Source organism: Yeosuana aromativorans (genome assembly GCF_014646655.1).
Taxonomy (GTDB): domain Bacteria; phylum Bacteroidota; class Bacteroidia; order Flavobacteriales; family Flavobacteriaceae; genus Yeosuana; species Yeosuana aromativorans.
Genome location: NZ_BMNR01000004.1, coordinates 445,507 through 468,673, shown reverse-complemented (window position 1 = coordinate 468,673; position 23,167 = coordinate 445,507). Strand labels below are relative to the sequence as shown.

General features: G+C 34.1%; 23 protein-coding genes. 19 read left to right on the top strand and 4 right to left on the bottom strand.

The genetic code is table 11. The annotated features are described in order from the left end of the window. Positions 1 to 253: 253 nt before the first annotated feature. A complete protein-coding gene (locus IEW94_RS11355; protein ID WP_188653054.1) occupies positions 254 to 784 on the bottom strand; it encodes a GNAT family N-acetyltransferase in 531 nt (176 codons plus the stop codon). A 422-nt stretch (positions 785 to 1,206) separates the two neighbouring features. On the opposite strand from IEW94_RS11355, the gene IEW94_RS11350 reads away from it, so the two are divergent. Genes IEW94_RS11350 through moaA form a run of 9 tightly spaced genes read left to right on the top strand, consistent with a single transcriptional unit; the run spans position 1,207 to position 7,735 of the window. Continuing rightward, a complete protein-coding gene (locus IEW94_RS11350) occupies positions 1,207 to 2,382 on the top strand; it encodes a molybdopterin molybdotransferase MoeA (protein ID WP_188653052.1) in 1,176 nt (391 codons plus the stop codon). A gap of 11 nt (positions 2,383 to 2,393) precedes the next feature. Beyond that, on the top strand, positions 2,394 to 2,732 hold the full coding sequence (locus IEW94_RS11345) for a winged helix-turn-helix domain-containing protein (protein WP_188653050.1): 339 nt from the start codon (positions 2,394 to 2,396) through the stop codon (positions 2,730 to 2,732). Between the two features lie 2 nt (positions 2,733 to 2,734). Beyond that, entirely contained in the window at positions 2,735 to 3,475 is a 741-nt protein-coding gene (locus IEW94_RS11340; RefSeq protein ID WP_188653048.1) for a sulfite exporter TauE/SafE family protein, read from the top strand. 2 nt (positions 3,476 to 3,477) lie between these two features. Then, positions 3,478 to 4,062 carry a molybdenum cofactor guanylyltransferase gene (gene mobA / locus IEW94_RS11335; protein ID WP_188653047.1) on the top strand — a complete coding sequence of 195 codons (585 nt, stop codon included), beginning with the start codon at positions 3,478 to 3,480 and terminating at the stop codon, positions 4,060 to 4,062. After that, positions 4,046 to 4,279 carry a MoaD/ThiS family protein gene (locus tag IEW94_RS11330; RefSeq protein ID WP_188653045.1) on the top strand — a complete coding sequence of 78 codons (234 nt, stop codon included), beginning with the start codon at positions 4,046 to 4,048 and terminating at the stop codon, positions 4,277 to 4,279. Before mobA ends, IEW94_RS11330 begins: the two co-directional genes overlap by 17 nt. A gap of 2 nt (positions 4,280 to 4,281) precedes the next feature. Further along, positions 4,282 to 5,376, top strand: a complete 1,095-nt coding sequence (moeB, locus tag IEW94_RS11325) for a molybdopterin-synthase adenylyltransferase MoeB (RefSeq protein ID WP_188653043.1) — start codon at positions 4,282 to 4,284, stop codon at positions 5,374 to 5,376. After that, positions 5,369 to 5,812 (top strand): molybdenum cofactor biosynthesis protein MoaE, encoded by a 444-nt coding sequence (locus IEW94_RS11320; protein WP_188653041.1) that lies wholly within the window; start codon positions 5,369 to 5,371, stop codon positions 5,810 to 5,812. Before moeB ends, IEW94_RS11320 begins: the two co-directional genes overlap by 8 nt. Positions 5,813 to 5,815: 3 nt before the next feature. Continuing rightward, positions 5,816 to 6,727: a bifunctional molybdenum cofactor biosynthesis protein MoaC/MoaB gene (moaCB, locus tag IEW94_RS11315; RefSeq protein WP_188653039.1), complete on the top strand. Its 912-nt coding sequence runs from the start codon at positions 5,816 to 5,818 to the stop codon at positions 6,725 to 6,727. After that, the gene (gene moaA / locus IEW94_RS11310) at positions 6,728 to 7,735 is read left to right on the top strand and encodes a GTP 3',8-cyclase MoaA (RefSeq protein ID WP_188653038.1); all 1,008 of its coding nucleotides are present in this window, start codon (positions 6,728 to 6,730) and stop codon (positions 7,733 to 7,735) included. A 1-nt stretch (position 7,736) separates the two neighbouring features. On the opposite strand, the gene IEW94_RS11305 is transcribed toward moaA, so the two are convergent. Next, positions 7,737 to 9,626 (bottom strand): hypothetical protein, encoded by a 1,890-nt coding sequence (locus IEW94_RS11305; RefSeq protein ID WP_188653036.1) that lies wholly within the window; start codon positions 9,624 to 9,626, stop codon positions 7,737 to 7,739. A gap of 183 nt (positions 9,627 to 9,809) precedes the next feature. Between IEW94_RS11305 and IEW94_RS11300 the strand changes: the two genes are divergently transcribed. From IEW94_RS11300 to IEW94_RS11265, 8 genes are all read left to right on the top strand, one after another. After that, positions 9,810 to 12,053 (top strand): molybdopterin-containing oxidoreductase family protein, encoded by a 2,244-nt coding sequence (locus tag IEW94_RS11300; RefSeq protein WP_188653034.1) that lies wholly within the window; start codon positions 9,810 to 9,812, stop codon positions 12,051 to 12,053. Beyond that, complete coding sequence (locus IEW94_RS11295; RefSeq protein ID WP_188653032.1) at positions 12,050 to 12,583, top strand: 4Fe-4S dicluster domain-containing protein; 534 nt, start codon at positions 12,050 to 12,052, stop codon at positions 12,581 to 12,583. Before IEW94_RS11300 ends, IEW94_RS11295 begins: the two co-directional genes overlap by 4 nt. 13 nt (positions 12,584 to 12,596) lie before the next feature. Next, complete coding sequence (nrfD, locus tag IEW94_RS11290; protein ID WP_188653030.1) at positions 12,597 to 13,556, top strand: NrfD/PsrC family molybdoenzyme membrane anchor subunit; 960 nt, start codon at positions 12,597 to 12,599, stop codon at positions 13,554 to 13,556. Positions 13,557 to 13,567: 11 nt separating this feature from the next. After that, positions 13,568 to 14,098, top strand: coding sequence for a YeeE/YedE thiosulfate transporter family protein (locus IEW94_RS11285; RefSeq protein ID WP_188653028.1), 531 nt, complete (start codon positions 13,568 to 13,570; stop codon positions 14,096 to 14,098). A 21-nt stretch (positions 14,099 to 14,119) separates the two neighbouring features. Further along, positions 14,120 to 14,710: a YeeE/YedE thiosulfate transporter family protein gene (locus IEW94_RS11280; RefSeq protein WP_188653026.1), complete on the top strand. Its 591-nt coding sequence runs from the start codon at positions 14,120 to 14,122 to the stop codon at positions 14,708 to 14,710. Positions 14,711 to 14,773: 63 nt separating this feature from the next. Beyond that, the gene (locus IEW94_RS11275) at positions 14,774 to 15,385 is read left to right on the top strand and encodes a rhodanese-like domain-containing protein (RefSeq protein ID WP_188653024.1); all 612 of its coding nucleotides are present in this window, start codon (positions 14,774 to 14,776) and stop codon (positions 15,383 to 15,385) included. Positions 15,386 to 15,501: 116 nt separating this feature from the next. Next, entirely contained in the window at positions 15,502 to 16,113 is a 612-nt protein-coding gene (locus IEW94_RS11270) for a rhodanese-like domain-containing protein (RefSeq protein ID WP_188653022.1), read from the top strand. A gap of 76 nt (positions 16,114 to 16,189) precedes the next feature. Beyond that, on the top strand, positions 16,190 to 16,840 hold the full coding sequence (locus IEW94_RS11265; RefSeq protein WP_188653020.1) for a Crp/Fnr family transcriptional regulator: 651 nt from the start codon (positions 16,190 to 16,192) through the stop codon (positions 16,838 to 16,840). 83 nt (positions 16,841 to 16,923) lie between these two features. On the opposite strand, the gene IEW94_RS11260 is transcribed toward IEW94_RS11265, so the two are convergent. Beyond that, positions 16,924 to 18,267 (bottom strand): OmpP1/FadL family transporter, encoded by a 1,344-nt coding sequence (locus IEW94_RS11260; RefSeq protein ID WP_188653018.1) that lies wholly within the window; start codon positions 18,265 to 18,267, stop codon positions 16,924 to 16,926. 381 nt (positions 18,268 to 18,648) lie between these two features. Continuing rightward, positions 18,649 to 20,223 (bottom strand): sulfatase family protein, encoded by a 1,575-nt coding sequence (locus tag IEW94_RS11255; protein WP_188653016.1) that lies wholly within the window; start codon positions 20,221 to 20,223, stop codon positions 18,649 to 18,651. Positions 20,224 to 20,493: 270 nt separating this feature from the next. Here IEW94_RS11255 and IEW94_RS11250 point away from each other — a divergent pair, with 270 nt between their 5' ends. Together IEW94_RS11250 and IEW94_RS11245 are read left to right on the top strand one after the other, a co-directional pair. Then, positions 20,494 to 21,507, top strand: coding sequence for a glycoside hydrolase family 130 protein (locus IEW94_RS11250; protein WP_188653014.1), 1,014 nt, complete (start codon positions 20,494 to 20,496; stop codon positions 21,505 to 21,507). A 22-nt stretch (positions 21,508 to 21,529) separates the two neighbouring features. Beyond that, the gene (locus IEW94_RS11245) at positions 21,530 to 23,161 is read left to right on the top strand and encodes a sodium:solute symporter (RefSeq protein ID WP_188653012.1); all 1,632 of its coding nucleotides are present in this window, start codon (positions 21,530 to 21,532) and stop codon (positions 23,159 to 23,161) included. The last annotated feature ends 6 nt before the right edge of the window (positions 23,162 to 23,167 follow it).

The following is a 23,167-nucleotide window of genomic DNA, read 5'->3' as shown; positions in this document are numbered from 1 at the left end:
TCGTCCAGAATTTTCAGTTTAAAAGGTTCTGAATACCGTCTGATTACTTTGTCATTTTTGTACATAATGTTTAAAATTATGTAGCCTTATTTCAGGACGGGTCAAACTTGCACACAACGGTCTTGTATATGAAAAGTAGCGGATTTTATGCACGGACTTTTCGGATTATAACTGACCTTTATTTTATTGATTATCTTTAAGTTAAGCACTAATACCGCTATTTTTTATATACGTTGTTGTGGTGTCGTATTTTTTATTCATTAAACTCTTTCGGATATTCAACCATTCCATTTACTCCTTTCAGTCCATTTTCTACTAATTCAATTACCATACAATTCTCTTTCGGAACTTCAAATGGCAATTCTATTCCGTACTTATCCGCTTGTTCATATCCGAATCTTGAATAGTAATTTTCGTGTCCAAGTAGAACGATTGATTTATGTTCTAATTCTTTAGCTTTTTTATGAGCTTCGACTATCAATTTTCCGCCAATTCCTTTTCCTTGAAATTCAGGTAAGACAGAGACAGGTGCTAAAGCCAATGAGTCAAATTCGTTCGATTTGTTTTTAATCTTAAGTTTTGTCAACAGAATATGTCCAACAATTTTTTCGTCAATTTCTGCTATCATTGATAGTTCGGGAACAAAAGCATTTGATTTTCTCAATCTCTCTACTAAAAACTGTTCCTTGTGGTCACTCATTTGTTCGTTTTCGAATGCCTTTTCTATAAGGTTAAAGACTGTTTTATAATCTTCTGATTTTTCTTTTCTTATGGTTAATTCCATTTGTTTTGTCGGTTCCTTCTGCGTTTCTGTTATATGCACCACAACTTGTTATATCTGTATAATACATACTGTTTATGGGACACAGTTTCCGGATAAACGGAATAAGTGTTACCGTTTGCTATCACAGTATAGGTATTGTTCATTTAGTTAAAATTAATAAATTTTAAGGTTAAATAGATGAATTTTCTTAACAATTTCCTTGCCAATGTTAGACCAGGGGCTGATGGCCAAGAGGTGCTAAAATGATCAAAAGTGATCGGTAAGCCTCGTTGTATCTTGTTGGTTGGTGCCCCGGCTCATCTTTTTCGCGGCAATATCCAAGGAGCTCTCAATGTTCAAGAGATCCTTTTTGGTAAATGATAATTGTCATATTCTGATAATAGTCTATTTCGTTATATTTGTTATGACATAACGAAAACAAAATGATAAGTATTGAAGATGCTATAAAGGCTGTAATTGAAACAAGTAATACTATTTCAATATCAATAACCTTTCCTATTGAAAGAGCGCTTAATTTAGTGTTGTTTTCAGATGTTTATTCTCCAATAAATATGCCTCCATTCAGGCAGTCGGCTATGGATGGTTACGCACTTAATCTACATGGCGATTTAACATATTCGTTAGTTGGTGAAATAAAAGCAGGCGATTCTTATCAACCCATTTTAAAAAAAGGAGAAGCTATTCGCATATTTACAGGCGCTGCAGTTCCAGATTCAGCCAATGCAGTTATCATGCAAGAAAAGGTAATTTCAAAAGGAAATACTATTGTTGTTGAAAGCAACCCCGTTGAAGAACAGAATATTCGCCCTATAGGAGAACAGGTTAAAAATGGCGAAATAGCGTTAAAAAAAGGAACCAAGTTAACATCAGCAGCAATTGGTTATTTAAGTTCGTTAGGAATTACAGAAGTGTCTGTATACAAAAAACCATCAATCGCATTAATAACTACAGGAAATGAACTTATAGAAGCTGGACAACCATTAACTTATGGAAAAATATATGAAAGCAATTCGATAATGCTTAAAACAGCCTTGTTGAATTTGGGTTTTGATAAGGTTTCTATTCATAAAATAGAAGATAATTTTGATGATACCTATAATGAACTTCAAGAGGTAGTCGAAAAAAATGACATGGTCATAATTACGGGAGGTATTTCAGTTGGTGATTATGATTTTGTAGGCAAAGCACTTAAAAAGTTAGAGATAGAAGAGATTTTCTATAAAGTAAATCAAAAACCGGGGAAGCCTTTATTCTTCGGAAAAAACGATCATACCTTGTTATTTGCGCTTCCAGGAAATCCGGCAGCGGCATTATCTTGTTTTTATATCTATGTTTATACTGCGTTACAAAAAATGACAGGCTTAAAAAACACCTTAACTAAAGTCATGGCAATTTCGGCATCGAATTTTGAAAAGAAAGGAGATAGACCTCAATTTTTAAAGGCTATTTATAATGATGGAACGGTTACCATTTTAGAAGGACAAAGTTCTGCCATGCTGCAAACGTTTGCTATTTCGAATGCCTTGGTAAAAATGTCTGGAGATTTAGATCAGATTAAGATTAATGATATGGTTGAAGTGTTATTACTTCCTATTTAAATTTTTTTGAGATGACTTATAAAATAAAAAGTAGAATCTGGATTGAACTCGATGATAAAGAATTTCTAGGAGAAGGAAAAGTTCAATTATTAAAAGCCATTGATGAAACAGGTTCGCTATCAAAAGCCGCCAAATCTCTTAATATTTCATACAAAAAAGCATGGCATCTTATGGATGCCGTTAATAAAACAACCAAAAAACCGGTAACTATTAATAGTATAGGAGGTAAAGGTGGTGGCGGAACAGAATTGACATCCTACGGAAAATCGTTAATCCTTGTTTTTGAAGAGATGAATAAAAAATGTTGGGATTTTTTAGATGTTCAACTTGAAAAAATTAAAAGTTTATAAACATGTTACAGTTAGAAAATATCTATCTTTTTCTGTTGATATTGCCAATTATATCCTTTTTGTATTCTAGTGTTGGTCATGGAGGCGCTAGTGGTTATTTAGCTTTAATGGCCCTATTTTCCTTTGCTCCAGAAACCATGAAACCCACAGCACTGTTGCTTAATTTGTTTGTGGCAGGTATCTCGTTTTACTATTATTTTAAAGAAGGATATTTTAATAAAAAACTGTTTTTGTCATTTGCAATAAGCTCAATCCCATTCGCTTTTCTTGGAGGAACTATTGACATAGATGCGTCAATTTACAAAAAAATATTAGCAGTTTTATTAGTGTTTGCCATACTGAAAATGTTAAACGTTTTTGGAAAAGAGAACAATTCCATTAAACAAGTCAAACTGTGGCAAGGTCTTGTAGTTGGTGGCGTTATTGGATTTTTCTCTGGGTTAATTGGTATTGGTGGAGGCATTATATTAACCCCTGTTATTTTATTATTGCATTGGGGAAAAATGAAAGAAGCCGCAGCTGTCTCAGCCTTATTTATTTGGGTTAATTCAGCATCAGGTTTAATTGGGCAAATAACTACAGGAATTGTTTTGCAGACAGAGTCCTTTATATTAGTTGCTATAGCACTTATTGGAGGTGTTTTAGGGGGTTATATAGGAAGTAAAAAATTAAATAATCAAAAGCTTAGATATATTTTAGCCGTAGTACTTGTTATGGCTTGTTTTAAGTTGTTTTTCACGTAATTATGATTGATAAAAATAACATAACAGGTATTATTTTGGCTGGAGGAAAAAGCTCTAGAATGGGAACGGACAAAGGATTTTTAAAGTTAAACGGGAAACATTTTGTAGAGCATAGCATTGCTGCGATAAGCCCTTTGGTGTCTCGGTTAATGATTGTATCCAATAACCCCGCGTACGATAGTTTTAAGGTTGAAAGAGTGAATGATATCATACAAGATTCGGGGCCTTTAGCAGGAATTTATTCTGGATTAAACCATTCAAAAACAGACTATAATTTGGTATTAAGTTGTGATATTCCGTTCATTAAGACACCTATTTTAGAAATGCTGATTAACGCTCAAGATGGGAGTTATGATATTGTTCAAATAGTAAGTCAAGGTAAGCAAATGCCTTTAATAGCTTTATATAAAAAACAATGTGAGGCAGTTTTTTTTGAGCTTTTGCAGAATGATGAACGACGGTTACATATCGCTCTTAATCAATGTAAAGTAAAAAATGTTGAATTGATTTCTGAAGACAATATATTTACTAAAAACATCAATACCCCTGAAGAATTAAATGAAATACAACATGCAGATAAAAATTAAATATTTTGGAATGCTAACTGAAATTACTAATTGTCAAGAAGGGACAATTGATTTTTCAGGAATCTATATTTCAGAATTATTAGAGATACTATATGTAAAGTATCCTAGCTTAAAAAACAAAGAGTTTCAAGTAGCACAAAATCAGCAGTTGGTATCTGGTAAAACGAAATTAAATAGTAACGAAATTGTATTACTACCACCATTTTCAGGTGGGTAAAAATGGATAGATATAACAGACATATTATACTTTCAGAAATTGGTGAAACGGGCCAGAATAAACTTTCTAAAGCGAAGGTTTTAGTTGTAGGTGCTGGCGGATTGGGTTGTCCGGTTTTGCAATACCTTGCAGCGGCTGGTGTTGGCACGATTGGTATTATTGATTTTGATGTGGTTGAAACGTCTAATCTTCAGCGTCAAGTGTTATTTGGTTCCTCATCGTTAGGGCAAAATAAAGCTGATGCCGCAAAAAACAGATTATTGGACTTGAACGAAAGTATAACTGTTAATTCGTACCCAGAAAAACTAACCTTTCAAAATGCCATTGAGTTATTTAATCAATATGATATTATTGTGGATGGAACCGATAATTTTGAAACGCGTTATTTGATTAATGATGCTTGCATTATCACCAATAAACCATTAGTATTTGGGGCCATTTTTAAATTTCAAGGTCAAGTAGCCGTTTTTAATTACAATAACGGGCCAACTTACAGATGTGCATTTCCAAATATGCCTAAACAAGGAGAGGTTCCAAACTGTTCAGAAGTTGGTGTTTTGGGTGTGTTACCAGGTATTATTGGAACCATGCAGGCAAATGAAGTTCTAAAAATTATTTTAGGAATTGGAGAGGTGCTTTCAGGGGAGTTATTGTGTTATGATGCATTAACCAATAAATCTTTTACAATAAAAGTAAATAGATTAGATAAGGAAATTAAAAGTATTCTAAAAAACAGGAACGATTTTAATAAACAAAATATGGATTCCGTTTGTGAGTTCGAAAATTTCGCAAACTCTATCAAGGAATTTTTGAACCAAGAAAACGTTCAATTTATTGATGTTAGGGAAGTTCATGAACAGCCAAAGGTAGAAGGTATTCCTGTTACAAGCATTCCTTTAAGTTCATTTTTAGAGCATTTAGATTTAATAGATAGTGATAAGAAAAAAGCTATTTTTTGTCAGTCTGGGATACGATCTAAAATGGCAGTTTTCATTTTAAACAAACATAACATTCACAATTGTTACAGTATTAATGAAGGTCCTAATGAAATTAATGGATATATAAAAGAATTACAAAAACAAGAATCTAATGAGTGATAAAAAAACCAAAAATGTTTTTATTCAAGGTGCTATTTCATCTGAATTTATAGGTGATTCGATTGCCAAACATCAAACCAAAACAAGTATTGGTGCCCATAATATTTTTTTAGGTCAGGTTAGAGCGGATGTGGTAAACAATAAAAGGGTCTCAGCTATAGAATACACGGCTTACGAAGACATGGCAAATGCTAAATTTCAAGAGATCCGTAAAGCAGCATTTGAAAAATTTGAACTTACCTGTATGCATATTTATCACAGTTTAGGTATGGTAAATGCTGGAGAAATTTGTTTGTTCGTTTTTGTATCATCACCACACAGAAAAACTGTTTTTGAAGCCTTGGAATTTATTGTTGAAGACATTAAAGCACATGTTCCGGTCTTTGGAAAAGAGATTTTTGAAGATAATTCACACCAATGGAAAGTTAATAATTAAGCTATGGTAGATATCACACATAAGAGTTCCACATTACGAACAGCAGTAGCTCAAGCTATTGTAAAAGTTAGCAAGCTAGAAACAATTGAGGCAATTAAAAATGATACTGTGCCCAAGGGTAATGTGTTTGCCATGAGTAAAGCAGCAGGCTTGTTAGGTGTTAAAAGGACTCCAGACATTTTACCCGATTGTCATCCGTTACCAATTGAGTATACCAATGTTGAGTATGAAATAAACGGATTGGAAATCACTGTTTTATTTACTGTAAAAACAATTTACAAAACAGGTGTAGAGGTAGAAGCAATGCATGGCGCCAGTGTAGTCGCATTAAATATGTATGATATGCTAAAGCCAATCGACAAAGGCATCGAAATTCATCAAATAAAACTGCTTAACAAAAAAGGTGGTAAATCAGACTTTACAGATAAATTTAGAAAGGATTTAACCGCAGCGGTTATCGTTTGTTCTGATACCATTTCAGTTGGACAAAAAGAAGACAAAGCGGGTAAAGCCATTATTAAAAAATTAGAGGAATGTGATGTTAAAATCTCGAATTATATTATTATTCCAGACGAAATTGATACCATTCAAGAAAAAGCAAATCTATTTCAACAGCAGGGAATCGATTTAATCATCTATACTGGCGGAACAGGATTGTCTAGCAGAGATGTCACACCTGAAGCGTTATCGCCTATTTTAGATAGAAGAATTCCTGGTATTGAAGAAGCTATTCGTAATTATGGGCAAGATAGAACGCCATTCTCCATGTTGTCAAGAAGTATTGCAGGAACCTTAAAGAATACGTTGATTTTAGGGTTGCCGGGATCAACAAACGGGGCAAAAGAATCTATGGATGCTATTTTTCCATCCGTTTTACATATTTTCAGAATATTAAAAGGTGCTAGACACGACTAAATGACCAACCAAAATAACATATTACAAGATTCACACGGTCGAAACCATACGTACTTACGAATTTCTTTAGTAGAGCGCTGTAATCTTCGCTGTTTCTATTGTATGCCGGCAGAAGGTGTTCAACTAACGCCTAAAAGTCATATAATGACTTATGAGGAGATTTATGAGATAGCTAAAACATTTGTAAATCATGGTGTCACTAAAATACGCTTGACAGGAGGTGAACCTTTAATAAGAAAAGATATTTCTTTTGTTTTAGAAAAGTTAGCGTCCTTACCAGTAGAATTATCAATAACAACAAACGCTGTTATCATTCATAAATTTATTGACACTTTAAAATTATATGGCGTTAATAATATTAATGTGAGTTTGGATTCTTTAATAAAAGAGAAGTTTAAAAAGATAACACTTAGAGACCATTTTGAAGTGGTTTATAATAATATCTTACTCTTGGTAAAAGAGGGCTTTAATGTGAAGGTCAATGCTGTATTGATGAAAGGAGTCAACGATGATGAAATCATTGATTTTATTAATCTAACAAAAGAGTTGCCCGTTTCTGTCAGGTTTATTGAATTTATGCCCTTTGATGGTAATAAATGGGATTTAAGCAACATGGTATCTTATGCCGAAGTAATGAAACATGTCAAGGCGTCTTTTCCAGAAGAAACTATTGAACGCTTGCAAGATGCCTTGAATGATACGGCAAAAAATTATAAAATTAAAGGGTATAAAGGCAGTTTTGCTATTATTAGTTCGGTAACCAATCCGTTTTGTGATTCTTGTAACAGACTTCGGTTAACCGCTAACGGACACTTGAAAAATTGTTTGTTTTCTTCTTCAGAATCAGATTTATTAACCACACTTAGAAAAGGGAAATCTATTGAACCTATTATTGAGAAAGCCGTTCAAAGTAAATTGAAAGTTAGAGGCGGTATGGATACTTTAAAAAAATTGCAAGAACCAAAACGTCATAGTAATAACCGAAGTATGATAACTATAGGAGGGTAGTTTAATTATGAGGCAAAATACACGCTTTGGTTATTTTTTTCAAAACAGGTTTTAATCCATATGCTAAAGTTTGTTTCATCACTTTTGAATCATCTTTGTGACATTGCAAACATGCACCAACCAAAAGCATTTGTTTTTGTTCTTCAACATTAAAAGGTCTAAAAACTGTTCTGGTTGAATTAACAACATCTTTGTTAATGTCTTTCAAAAAAGGAATCCAGGCATCTTCGGGTAAATCATCATTAGGGTTTAACGCGTATTCAGGAGTAAAAATCCAAGTTCCGTTTCCTTCTTTGATATCATAAACCAAAGAGCCCATACCAAAACCTAAAGCAGCGGAATTAGCGTGACACGATTTGCAATCTCTAACCTCTTTTGTGGTAGTGTGAGGCGAATTGGGAGCATATAGTCTGTGAAACGAAACATCAGTATCTGGTTTGCCAACAAAACTTCCTTTATCAATCGTTAAAATCATTCCAGGAATCGCTGGTTCAATACTATTTTTACCGTCGTGCTCTCTAACTCCTAATGCTGGTTGTGATGATGAAAATTCGGCTACATATTCTTTCCACTGCCCTTTTACATAAGTTTTATCTAATAAGTCAAAAGCTCTAGGTTCGTTTGCATCAAATTGATTGTGGCAACCAATACAACGTGATGTCCATGAGGAATGGCAAGCACTACAACTGACATTTTGATGCGCCATATCTCTTGAGCAGACCTCTGGTTGTGGCTTTAAAGGATGTAGGCTTCCATCATTTTTGCTAATTAAAAAGGCATTTCCAGTCGAATCTACGTAGGTATTCACTAAGGGATGGCTATCTTTTTCAGTAATTATAATCTCTTTGTCAGAATGGGTATAGTCACGATGTAAAAACACTAAAAGACTTTCATTGTCTAAGGAGTCATATGGAATAGTATTTGGCTGTTCTTTAAAATGACAATCGCTGCATTGCACAGCTACGGCATCCTCTTCATGAGCATAACTTTTACCAGTACCCATGACTTCATGCGATGAATGACAATCAATACATAACATACCTTTTGCATGATGAACATCATCTTTCATATGTTTATAAACCCGTTTGTCTTCTAAAACAGTATAGTCCTTATTATTAAAAATATCTTCTTCATTTAATAACGTTTCTTGTAAACCTTCATAATTTGTTGAAATTCTACTGGATCTGCTATGGCAACCAAAACAACTGGTGTTGTTAACAAAAATATTAGTTGAAGGGTGAAACTTAGGTAGTTCTTTTTTGTTTGAGGCTAGGTAGGTTTTAAGGTCAGTCTTGGCTTCAGCAGAATAATTTAAATGACAAGCATTACAGCCTCCACCACGAGATAATTGAGTTATTTCACCATATTCAGTTTTATTTGCCCCTAAATGACAGTTTGCGCATAAATCCCTTATATGTTTATCCGAAGCTGAATTTTTTATTGCTTTTATATGATATTGTAGGTTTGGATCATCTGCCTCACCAAAAACATACTTATCTACAGCAATAATGCCGCTATTGGTTGTCATTAGTGAGTTTTCAATCCTATTAAGTTCATTTGGATGACATGTTCCACAAGTTTGTTTAGCATCAGATAAATTACCTGGTATTAAAATCATTCCCTTATGTGCTTCTTCTTTATTTAATGACGTAATATTTCCTAAATGACAACTTGAGCAACCTATAAGCTCTGGATCATGATAATTAGAATAGCCTGTTGTATTTTGATGACACTGCAAACAAGATTCATGTTTACCTACTTCAATATTTGTATAGGAATTTTCGCTGCCAATAACCGATTTAAAAACATCACTTTTAAACAAATATAGCAATATGAAAATCAGTAAAATAACCACTGAAAAAATGCTAAATATAAAGTGTTTTTTTTTCATTAAATAAGTTGTTATTCAAAGTTACAACATTTTAAAATGTTTAGTATTTAAAATCTTTATATAGATTAATTTTTTAAAAATTGTGTAACAAATGTTACATATAAAACATTGATTTTATGACATTTATCATACAATTAAAACGAGTTTACAAATATATTTACAGCTGTAAAAACAGTTAAGGTTATGACCACTTCAAGACGAAAATTTATTAAAATTTCTGCCTTAGGTTTAGGAGGATTAGCAACAACTTCCAGCGCATTTAATATGTTTGGTGTAAACTCATATTTAGATGCTGCTGTTAAAGAAAATATTGCTAAAAAATTTGTAAGATCTGCTACCTATTGCGAAGTATGCTTTTGGAAATGTGCTGCATGGGCATATACAGATGAAAATGACGATATTAAAAAAATTATAGGCAATGAAGATGATACACATTGTAATGGACGACTTTGTCCTAGAGGAACAGGTGGAGTTGGCATGTATAGTGATGAAGACCGATTAAAAACACCATTAATCAGAACTACCATTAATGGAGAAGAAACCTATAGAGAAGCTAGTTGGGAAGAAGCTTTAGACTTAATTGCTTCAAAATTTAAGGATATTAAAGAAAAATACGGTCCCGAATCGTTTGCATTACTAAAACATGGTTCCCCTGGCAGTCACTTAGAGCATTTGTTTAAAGCTTATGGTTCAGATACTATTGCAGAACCGGCCTATGCACAATGTAGAGGTCCCAGGGAAACAGGATTTGGGTTGACATTTGGTTCTTGGATCGGTTCTCCAGAACCAACAGATATTAGAGACACAAAATGTTTGGTGCTTATTGGGTCCCATATTGGTGAGAACATGCACAATTCACAAGTACAAGAAATGTCGGATGCTATTGATAATGGGGCTACAATTATTACAGTTGACCCAAGATTTTCAACAGCAGCAAGTAAATCTAAACACTGGTTGGCCATTAAACCAGCCACAGACATAGCTTTGTTGCTCTCTTGGATGCATGTATTGATTGAAGAAGGTCTGTACAATAAAGACTATGTTGAACAATACACATTTGGATTTGACCAATTAAAAGAACATGTAAAACCATTTACTCCAGAATGGGCGTATGGAATCACAACCATAAAACCAGAAGAAATAAGAAAAACGGCTCATATTATGGCCGCTGCGGCACCTTCCGTAATTGTGCATCCTGGTAGGCATGTGGTTTGGTATGGTGATGATTCTCAAAGAGAGCGTGCCATTGCAATTCTAAATGGATTATTAGGATCATGGGGAAATAGAGGCGGTTTTTATTTTAAAGAAAGTCTCAAAGTGCCTAAATACCCACATCCAGAATATCCTGAACCAAGATGGGGTTGGAAAGATATTGGAAAACAATATCCGTTTGCTGAAATGGGTATAACCTCAGAATTAGTTAAAGCAACACTTCCTAGTGAAGATAATGAATATCCAATTAAAGCGTGGATGGTTGCCGGCACAAATTTGATAAACACATTACCCGAACGTGAAAAAACCATAGAAGCTATCAATGCTGTTGAATTCTTGGTAGTTATTGATACTATGCCAATGGAGATAACAGGATATGCCGATGTGGTCCTTCCAGAATGTACGTATTTAGAAAGATATGACGGCATACGGTCTGCAACCAACAGAATACCATCAATAGCGGTTAGAGTTCCTGCTGTTAAACCCAAATACGATTCAAAACCAGCTTGGTGGATAAGCAAGCAAATAGGGGAACGTATAGGTTTAGGTGATTATTTTGATTACAATGATTTTGAAGAAGTTATTGAATGGCAGCTTACTAAATTAGGAACCTCTCTAGATGAAATGAAAAAGATAGGTGTTAAAAACTTTGAAAGAACATCTGGTCCATTATTTTTAGAGGAAGGACAGGAGTATGAATTTTATACACCAAGTGGAAAAATTGAATTCTACTCACAACAGTTGGCTAATAAAGGGTTTGACCCCATGCCTGTTTATACAAGACATCCAGAGCCACCTCAAGGATTTTATAGGTTGAATTATGGTAGATCACCTATGCATACCTTCAGTAGAACGATTAACAATCCAAATTTAAACGATTTAAAAAGTGAAAACACACTTTGGGTTAACCCTAAAGTCGCTAGAATTTTAGGACTGAAAAAAAACCAAGAAGTTTGGCTAAAAAATCAAGATGATATTGTGTCAACTTTCTCAATTAAAGTTAGGGTCACTGAAAGAGTTAGATGGGATTCGGTGTACATGTACCATGGTTTTGGTCATAATAATAAAAAGCTAACAAGAGCCTTTGGAAAAGGGGTGAGTGATACAGAGTTAATTTCACAAACAGTTATAGACCCTCTAATGGGAGGCACAGGGCTCAGAGGCAATTTTGTTTCAATATTAACTGAAAACCCACATAAAACTTCAGAGATATGAGATATGCAATGGTAATAGACACATTAAAATGTGTTGGATGTAGTGATTGCGTTGTGGCTTGTCAAACAGAAAATAACGTACCCCATGGATATTGTAGGGATTGGATTACAGAATCTGTAAGCGGTTCATATCCCAATGTTGAGTTAGAATTAAAATCAGAGCGATGTAATCATTGTGACAATGCGCCTTGTGTAAGATGCTGTCCAACTGGAGCGAGTCATATAGTAGAAGGAGGTGTTGTTTTGGTAACAGCAAATGAATGCATTGGTTGTGGTGCTTGTATTGAGTCATGCCCTTATGATGCACGCTATCAACATCCAGATGGTTATGTGGATAAATGCACCTTTTGTCACCACAGATTGGAAAAAGGACAACTTCCTGCCTGTGTTTCAGTTTGCCCAACAAAATGCATGTATTTTGGAGATTTAGACAATCCAAATAGCGAGGTTTCACAATTATTGAAAAATAGAAAATACAAAACATTAGCGCCAGAGGCAGGCACTAATCCACATGTATTTTACTTAATTTAAAAGTATTAATATTATGCAAGAAGAATTATTTACAAGCGGAAGACATATTCCTCACATAGATCCTTCACTGGAAATATGGCATTGGCCAATTGCACTCTATTTATTTTTAGGCGGGTTAGCAGCAGGGATTTTATTTTTTGCAGCCTTATTTTATGTTTTAGGAAAAGATAGAGAGTATCCTGCTGCGGTTAAAATAACGTCGATCATAGCGCCTATAGCTTTATCTATAGGGTTGTTAGCATTAGTTTATGATTTGACACATCCTTTATATACCTGGCAGTTGTATACAACTTTTAGAATTGAATCACCAATGTCTTGGGGTGCTTGGGTTTTATTAATTACGACACCGTTATCATTTCTTTGGGCGTTTAGTTACTACCGAGAATCTTTTGGTAAAATAGAAACAAAATTAAAACTGTTTAAACGATTTAAATTCTTGAATACGTTTGAAACGTTTGTCATTAAAAACAGAAAGAATATTGCCTATGCATTGATTCCTTTGTCGCTGGTATTAGGGGTGTACACAGGTATTTTGCTTTCGGCGTTTAATGCCAGACCACTTTGGAATAATGCCATTCTGGGGCCACTGTTTTTAACCTCTGGACTTTCTACTGGGGCAGCAGCAATCATTTTATTATCAAAAAGTGTTACAGAAAGACACTTGTTTGGGAAAATAGATTTAGGGCTTATCATTGTTGAACTAGCATTAATTGTCCACATGATTATGGGCTATTATGCAGGCTCTCAAGTACAACTGGAAGCAATGGAATTATTAGTAGGTGGAGACTTTACCTTAATGTTCTTTGGTTTTGTTGTATTACTTGGGCTATTGGTGCCTGCAATACTAGAATTAATAGAACTGATAGGGTATAAGGTCCCCGTAATAGTGCCGGCACTTCTCGTGATTATTGGAGGGCTCATATTTAGATTTGTTATGGTAGAAGCTGGTCAATTAACACGATATCTTTATTAAAATAAATAATTATGAAGACAGACAACAAAACAAATAGTCATGTGTATTGGAACCCATATTTTGGTGGTTTTTTGCTGGGAATTATAATCATTTTCACCTTTTACCTAACAGGAAGAGGCTTGGGTGCAAGCGGCGCTATGAAAAGTAGTGTTGTTACCATAGTGGATCAAGTAGCTCCAACACATGCTGAAAACAATGCCTATTACAGCAAGTTTATCAGTAAAGATGATTCACCTATGAATACCTGGTTGGTTTTTGAGGCTTTGGGTGTTTTAATAGGTGCTTTTATTTCTGGTGGTTTAGCAGGCAGAATTAAATGGAGAATACAACACTCTCCTAAAATATCAAGTAAGCGCCGACTTGTTTTTGCTCTTGGAGGGGGTATTTTATTTGGTTTAGGTGCACAAATTGCTCGCGGATGCACTAGTGGTGCAGCTTTGAGCGGCATGGCGGTATTGTCAACAGGTGGGTTTATAACCATGTTGGCCATTTTCGGTTCAGCTTATGCTGTTGCTTATTTCTTTAGAAAAAATTGGATTTAATAAATATAAAAATATATAATTATGGGACCTTTAATTCCTAACGGCATAATCTCAATGGAGTGGGATAGTATCATTGCCATTTTTATTGGTATTTGTTTCGGATTTGTTTTAGAATCATCTGGGTTTTCTTCATCAAGAAAGCTGGCAGGCGTATTTTACGGTTATGATTTTGCAGTATTAAGAGTGTTTTTTACTGCAGCAGCAGTTTCAGTAATTGGCATTTATTATCTGGACTATCTAGGTTATTTGGATGTAAGCCAACTCTATGTACACCCAACATATTTATGGGGAGCAATCATAGGGGGTGTTATTATGGGCGTTGGTTTTGTGGCAGGAGGTTTTTGCCCAGGAACCAGTTTGTGTGCCGTTGCAATTGGTAAACTGGATGCTTGGGTTTACGTTTTGGGAATCATGATTGGTGTATTTTTGTTTTCAGAATTGTACACTTTCTTTGAGCCCATTTACACAGGATATTTTATGGGTAATATAACCTTAATGGATTCATTTGGTTGGAATCCGTATTGGATCATATTTGTTTTTTCAATTATAGCTGTTGTTGCATTTGCAGTATCAGACATGGTTAGAAAAAGAGTTAAAAAAGTATTTTACTAATTAAAGAACAACAGGATGGTTAAAAAAAAGGTAGCTAAGGTTTTATCATTTAGGTATAAAATTTTGGCATTAATCTTCATAGTGCTTGCCGGAGGATTGGTTTTGTTGCCAAAGCATCAAAAGCAGGAGGGAATTAAGGCAGAGCAATTATTGAGTAACGTAATCAGTCCAGAAAGATATGTTTCTACTGATCAAATTGCCCATAAAATAATCAATCAAGATCCTTCATTCATATTGATTGACGTAAGGGATTCGATAAGTTATAACAACTATTCGCTTCCTAATGCCATTAATATTCCATTAAAAAAACTGTTGGATAAAGACTTTGAGGCTTATTTAAATCAAAATCAATTTGATGTTATATTCTATTCTAATGATAATTTTTATGCCGATCAAGCTTGGGTGTTATGTAACCGACTGGGATATAAAAACCTACGGGTTTTAAAAGGCGGTATGAATAGATGGTTTACAACAATTATAAATCCAGTAAAACCTAACGACGATGTGGCTGCTGAAGAATTTGAATTGTATTCCACAAGAAAAGCGGCAAGTATGTTTTTTGGAGTTGTTTATCCAGATCAAGTAGCTGAACAATCTGATATGCAAATAGCTGCTCCAAAGAAAGTAATTACAGTCCAAAAGAAAAAGAAAAGAGCCGCTGAAGGTGGTTGTTAATTTTAATATGTTATAAGAGCTTTTGTTATGAAATGCCAATTAATAAGTTTAACAAACAAATCTAAATATTTAATAATGGCATTACATCTGATCTCTAAAACCATAAATTTATACAGATGAAAGAATTAGAAAAAGTTAAACGTATATCCATTGCTTCAACACTTTTTATCTTGGCCGTGTTAATTGGGGTTGTTACTTATGAGCGCCCTAAAAACATGTATACCATTAATACAAAAAGCACGCTCGAAAAATTAACAAAAAATGATTACTTGGCATCAATAGACAACATTCACAATGAAAATGTTTCTTTGATTGATGTAAGAAGCCAATATGAATATGAAAAAGGGCATCTAGAAAGCGCCATAAATATGTCTACTCCAGAAATTTTGAGTGATGATAGTCAGTCTATTTTAAAGGAGCTAAAAGAAGACAACAAAACGGTGGTTTTGTATGGAAACAATCCCCAAGAATCAAATATTCCATTTCTTTTATTAACTCAATTAGGGTATGATAATATTAAATTGTTAAATGTTGAGATTAGTTACTTTCAGAATCAATTAGTAACTGATCAAATAGCTATTGAAAAGCCTATAGCAGACATTAAAGCCTTTATAAATGAATCAATTAAGAATTCAGATACAGGCATTGAAATAGATAACAATAAACCTGCTAAAAAGATTATAATAGTTCAAAAGAAAAAGAAAAAAGGTGCTGAAGGAGGATGTTAATTTATTATGGTTTTAGCATACAGTTTATAAATGTATGATTCTTTTTTGTTCAAAATAATTTTACACAATCTTAATCGTGAATAATAATTATTTAATATTGATAGAGAAATTTAAAGACTATTATTCAGATATCTTTGAGGAAGGGCTAATAAAAGAAATAATCAAGTTTAGTCATTTTGAAAAAATCAAAGCTGGCGAACTTTTAGTGGATATAGGAGACGACCTAACACATATTCCGTTAATTTTTGAAGGGATTGTTAAAGTTATTAGGCACAAAGGAGAAACTAGTTCTGAACTGGCTTTATATTATTTAAAGCCCGGAGACACCTGTGCTATTTCGTTTATTAACTGTATAGAAAGCAAGAAAAGTATTTTTGAAGGTATTGTAGAAACAGATTTAGAAGCTGTTTTTGTTCCTATTGATATTATAGATGAATGGTTTACAAAGTATAAATCATGGAGACGTTTTATAATAGATAGCTATCATTTTAGATTGATGGAAATGTTAGAATCTATAGATAGCTTAGCATTTATGAATATGAATGAACGCTTGCTAAAGTATTTAAAAGATAAGGCCAAAAGATATAATGTAAAAGAGTTGCAGATTACCCATCAAGAAATAGCCAATGATATGAATACATCAAGAGTTGTTATTTCTAGGATAATTAAACAATTGCAGAAAGAAAGGAAAATAGATTCATCAAGAAATAAAATCAGGGTTTTATAACGTTCCCGTTTTACTGAAACATATTCTAACAAAAAAGCCCGGCAATATTGCCGGGCTTTTTTGTTTTGGGATGTTATTGTTTACTATTTATTAAATGTGTAGCTAATGCCAAATTGCACCATAGAAGTTGTCATTTTGTAAGACACTGATGAGCCAGGGATAGCTCCTAATGGATTGTTTGGTGAAACCATTTGAGGAGAAAGTATATTACCTACGGTTGATCCATTACTGTCTCCATAATGATAAACAGCATCTAGTTTCCAACTATCATTCATCACATAGCTGAATCCAAATTGGTAAGCATTTTTGATAACTGCTGTGGCAGGAATGTTAAAAAATGTCAATTCATCAGGAATTGGGTTTGAGCTATAAGTATATCCAATACGTAAGGGTAATTTATTAATGCCTTTGTATTGAAGACCTGCAGATAAAATAGAAATATCTTTCCACCCAAATCCAGCTACAGAGGCTGTTGAAGTCCATCCGGAGTTTGTAAACCCTGCCGTGTTTTCATAATCTACTCTTCTAAAGTCTAAAGCTAAATCAACATCGCCTTCTGAATAGCCTAACCCAATGGAAAATATTCCTGGATAGTCCATTTGAAACTCGTTTTTAGAAGTGGTATTATCTAAATAAGTATTAGTGAATTTGAATTTGAAAAATGTTTGAGGCATTTTATAAGATGCTCCTAATTTTAGGCCAAAACCAGAATCGTAAAATAATCCAAATTGTGCTCCAAAGCCAATGGCAGAAGCCTTATTTGTGGTTGGATACCCTGCCATAGTTGGACTTGCAGTTGGGTTTGGCGCAAGTTCTAAGGAGGAATAATTTATATTAGGTTGTATACCAATAGAAAATTTATCAGTTAATTCATAAGCCCAAGTAGCTCCAACTTGTAACAGCATATAGTCTGACTCTATATGGCCAAAACCTCCTGCTGTTTGTGGATAATTTATTGGATTTGAATTTTCCATTGGGTTGAAGGTCGCACTAAACGGGTTATTGGCTTCTTCTGGAAAAGTTACACCAAAGCCACTAATACCAAATACAGAAAATCCAAAGGTGTGCTTGCTGCCTTCTTTACCCCAAACCATGGCTAAGGCGGGCATGGGAGACATACCTCTATCATCTTTGGTTGAGCCACTTACTCCAGGAGCTCCAGGGCCTAACATTCCAGCTGGCAATGAAGCTGACAATTCAGGTGATGAAAAAAATAAACCTACATCAAGTTTTAAAATTTTGTCATTGAATGTAGAAAGTGTTGCCGGATTCCATTGCATGGCACCAGAAATATCTAAAGGTTGAGCGGTTGCAGCTCCCCCCATAGACATATTTACGGCTCCAACACCTTGCATAATGTGACCTGCTTGGGAAAAAGCCATTGCAGTGAAACTTAAAAAAAATACTTTAAGGATAAATGATTTCATAGTTTTTAAAAATTTGAAAAAACGTATTAAAATATCAGAGAATTTTATAAAAAAAATTGATTTTAATTTGTTTTTAGTTTAAAAACAAAGTTATCCTTTGAAATCAAAAATAAGCATGACTTTTGTCATCGTTTATGATAAAACTAGTAATTTTTTAATTCACTCTTTTGTCATCTCTAATGCTTTATTTTTTTCATAAGTTTGTTTAGTCGTTGCTGTGAAACAATCCTATAAGAAAATTGGAAAAAAGTAACAAAACGTTTCAGAAATCAAGACAATCGTTTTGAATCGCTTATTGGTTACTGTTTTTTTGTAAATCTGGTAGGCTGTTCAATGAGTTACATGGGAATTTTTTTCTTTTATGGTGTTACAGCTCAATATTTATTCCCTTTTTTTATGAGACTCTAGACCACCAAAATCCTTATCTGTAATGGCTCTCAGTTCTTCCAATGTCATGGTATTTCCATAGCCAGTTTTTAACTCATTAAGATCTTTTTTCAATTTTTCAACAATTGAAGCATACTTTTTTGAATCTATTAAATTGTTTAATTCTTCAGGGTCATTTTTTAAATCGTACAATTCCCAAAGATCTACATCATAATAAAAATGTATCAGCTTGTATCTGTTTGTTCTTATGCCATAATGTGGTTGAACATGATGCCATTGGGGGTATTCATAATAATGATAGTACATGGATTGACGCCAATTTTTTGGGGTATGTCCTTTAAGGTTGTTAAAGAAGCTTCTTCCTTGAACATCACTAGGTATTGTTACTCCTGCCATATCCAGAACAGTTGGAGCCATGTCTATGTTTGTTATTATATCATTAACAACAGTTCCTGGTTTGATTTTGTTTGGATAACGGATTATAAAAGGCATACGCATAGATTCTTCGTACATAAAACGTTTGTCAAACCAACCATGGTCTCCAAGAAAGAAGCCTTGATCTGAAGAGTATATGACAATCGTGTTTTCTTCAAGTCCATGTTCCTTTAAATAATCAAGAACACGACCAATGTTATCGTCAACCGATTTAATGGTGGCTAAATAGTCTTTAATGAACGTTTGATATTTCCATTTTCTAAGGGCTTCTCCATGCAGCGTATCACTTGGAGAAACAATTTCATCAGGTTCGTTTCCATAATCCAGCCATTTTCCAAGCACTTTTTTTGAAAGCGAATCTGGAGGAGACAATTTCATGTCTCTTCTGTTAAAGTAATCCATGGTCATATGTGTGTTGCCCGCTGTTTGTTCTCTTCCTTTATAGGAATCATCAAAAGTGTCTGGAAAAGGCAAATCTTGATTGTCCCATAAGTTTTCATATTTTTTGTCTGGAGACCATTCTCTATGTGGTGCTTTGTATTGAAGAAGTAAACAAAAAGGTTTTTTCTGATCTCTTTGGTTTAACCAATTCAAAGCAAAATCGGTGGTTATATTTGTAGCGTAGCCTTTTTCTTTTACAGGAGTTCCATTTTCACTATAGGTAGGATTCCAATACACACCTTGCTCTCCATGATCAATATGATATTTAAAATAATCAAATCCTTGAGGTTCAGAAGCCAAATGCCACTTACCAATCATTGCTGTTTGATAGCCGGAGTTTTTTAGAGCTTTAGGGTAGGTCCATTGAGAACCATTAAAATATCCACCCTTATAGTTTTTGAAATAACCATTTACATGACTGTATTTTCCAGTAAGGATTGATGCCCTACTGGGGCCGCAGATAGCATTGGTACTAAAGACATTGGTTAATAGGGCTCCTTCATTAGCTAGTTTGTCAATATTTGGTGTAGGAGCAATTTTTTCAAATCTTTTGCTATATGCTGAAATGGCATTGGTAGCATGGTCATCAGACAGGATAAATATAATGTTAGGCCTCTTTGGTGTCTTATTTATATTTTGGGACTTGACACTTAATGAAAATACAAGACATACTATGAAAACAATTCTAGCCATTAGATTTTTTTTAGGAATATTATTCTACAAAGATACCATCTATGCCTGCTTGCTAAGTTTAATATTAGTTCAAAGTAGTTTTTCTGTAGTTCATTTTTTAATAAACATTACAGGTCATGAATCTGTTATTAGTAGAATTGTTTTAAAACGCCTAGAATTGGTTCTGACCATTTATTTAAAGTAAATGACCAATTACAAAACCTTTCAATGTGTTCTTAAAACTAATATTGTAATTCTATAAACAATTATCCAAACAAACATTGATAAATAATGAAACTAAAAAAATTTGAAGGGAATCCTATTTTGAAGCCTAACCTAAAGAACGATTGGGAAAATTTAGTAGTATGTAATCCAGGGGTTTATTATGATAATGGTAAATTTTATATGCTTTACCGAGCTGCAGGTGATGACGAAGGCCATGTTATAAGATTCGGTTTGGCGGTTAGTAAGGATGGATTTCATTTTGAGCGAGATTCAGACAGACCCGTTTTAGGTCCAAGTGAACAAGGTCCTGACATGGGATGTATTGAAGATGCACGAATTATAAAATTAGATGATTATTATTATGTGACTTATGCATTTAGGCCATTTCCTCCAGGACAGTACTGGAAGTTTGCCCATGATGAGGTGCTCACTTCAGACCATGGATTGCATGCGCCACATTTTATAAAAAACAATATGGCAAATTCAGCTTTGGCAATGACCAAAGATTTCAAGCAATGGATTAAACTTGGTCGGATTACAGATTCAAATTTGGATGATAGAGACGTCATTTTATTTCCAGAAAAAATCAATGGTAAATATGCAATGTTGCACAGACCTAAAGAATGGATAGGAGAATCTTATGGTGTTACAAAACCAGCTGTTTGGATTCGTTTCAGTGATGATTTGTTAGTATGGAATGAGCCAAGTACCATGATCATCGGCGGTATTGATGGTGGCTGGGAAGAAAAAGTGGGTGGCAGTACACCACCTTTAAAAACCGATAAAGGTTGGTTGGTACTATATCATGGAGTGGAACAAGGTGGTTTAGGATATTACAGGGTTGGCGCAGTAATGCTAGATCTTGAAGATCCAACTAAAGTACTCGGAAGAACTAAAGACTTTATAATGGAACCTGAATTTGATTATGAAATAGAAGGGTATTATAAAGGTTGTGTATTTCCAACGGGGAATATGATTATAGATGATACGCTGTATGTATATTACGGAGGTGCTGATAAATATATTGGAGTTGCTACCTGCGATGTTAATGAGTTAATAGATTTTACATTAAATCAATAATCAAATTCTTAATTAAAAAATTATGAACCAATCAACAAACTTCATCACAGATGGTCCTAGTTGGGTAAACGGATTGTCGTGGGCAGATATTTTAATTATCGTCTTGTACTTTGTTTTTATTGTTTACCTAGGTGTAAAGTACAGTAAAAGTAAAGATGAAAAATCATATTTTTTAGCTGGACGTGGTATTACTTGGCCAGTTATTGGATTTTCTCTTTTTGCGGCCAGTATTTCAAGTTCTACACTTATAGGACAGGCCGGAGATGCTTATAGTACCGGGATAGCTGTTTTTAACTATAATTTAATTTCAGTTTTGGTGATGGTGTTTTTTGCTTGGTTTATTTTGCCATTTTATATAAAATCCAAAATTTTCACCATTCCAGAGTTTTTGGAAAAGCGATTTAATGCTGCGTCACGTTATTATTTTTCAGCCATTACCATTGTTGTAAATATCTTTTTAGATGCAGCTGGATCGTTATATGCAGCTGCTATGGTTATGAAGTTGGTATTTCCTGAAACATCTATTTTAACCCTATCTATTGTTTTTGCAGTAGTTGTTGCGGCCTACACAATTCCTGGAGGTCTTTCAGCAGCTATTCGTGTAGATTTAATGCAAGGTATTTTTCTTTTGGTAGGTTCTATAGTTTTAACCTTTTATGCCACCTACAATGGAGGAGCAGAATATGTAAGGCATTTAATGACCGATGGCGATGTGCTCATGAAATTAGTAAGATCCAATACCGACAGTTCTGTACCATGGCTAGGAATGATTGTTGGTATTCCCATTTTAGGTATGTTTTTCTGGGGAAACAATCAGCAATTGGTGCAACGGGTTCTTACAGCTAAATCCATTGATGAAGGAAGAAAAGGAGTTCTTTTAGTTGGGTTTTTGACCATGCTAACCTTGTTTTTAATTATTATTCCAGGGGTTATGGCTATTAAATTGTTTCCAGGGCTACCAAAACCAGACATGGTATATCCACACTTGATTATGAATTTATTGCCCAATATACTTATAGGATTTATGATTGCGGCTATGGTAGCGGCTTTAACTTCGTCACTTAGTGGTTTGCTAAATTCTGTTGCAACGCTTTTCACAATGGATTTCTATACTAAAATGAAACCGAATAGTTCATCAAAAAGTAAAGTGCGTGTAGGCAAACTAGCATCTATAATCGTATTAATTATAGCCGTAATGTGGGCACCACAAATAGGAAAACAATTTGGAACTTTATTAAAATATTATCAGGAAATGTTGTCTATGATGGCCCCGCCCATTGTAGCGGCATTTATGTTGGGTATTTTTTGGAAAAGAACTAATGCTACTGGCGCATTTACAGGTTTGATAGCTGGGATTTTACTGGGTGCTGCTAATATTGTAAGCGTCATTTATAGAGGACAATCACTTTTTGGATCTATGCACTTTCTGCTCACTGTGCCCTTTTATTTTGTTTGGAGCGGTTTAGTTATGGTAGTAGTAAGTTTAGCAACCAAAAAGCCCCCACTTGAAAAAACAGAACAATTAACGTTTAATATGGAAGAATTTAAACAAGAAACTTTGCGATTAAAGAGTGTGCCTAAATTAAAAAGTTATCGATTTTGGTCGTATCTTTTGGTTGGTTTTAGTGTTTTAATATTAATTATCTTCTGGTAAATACTT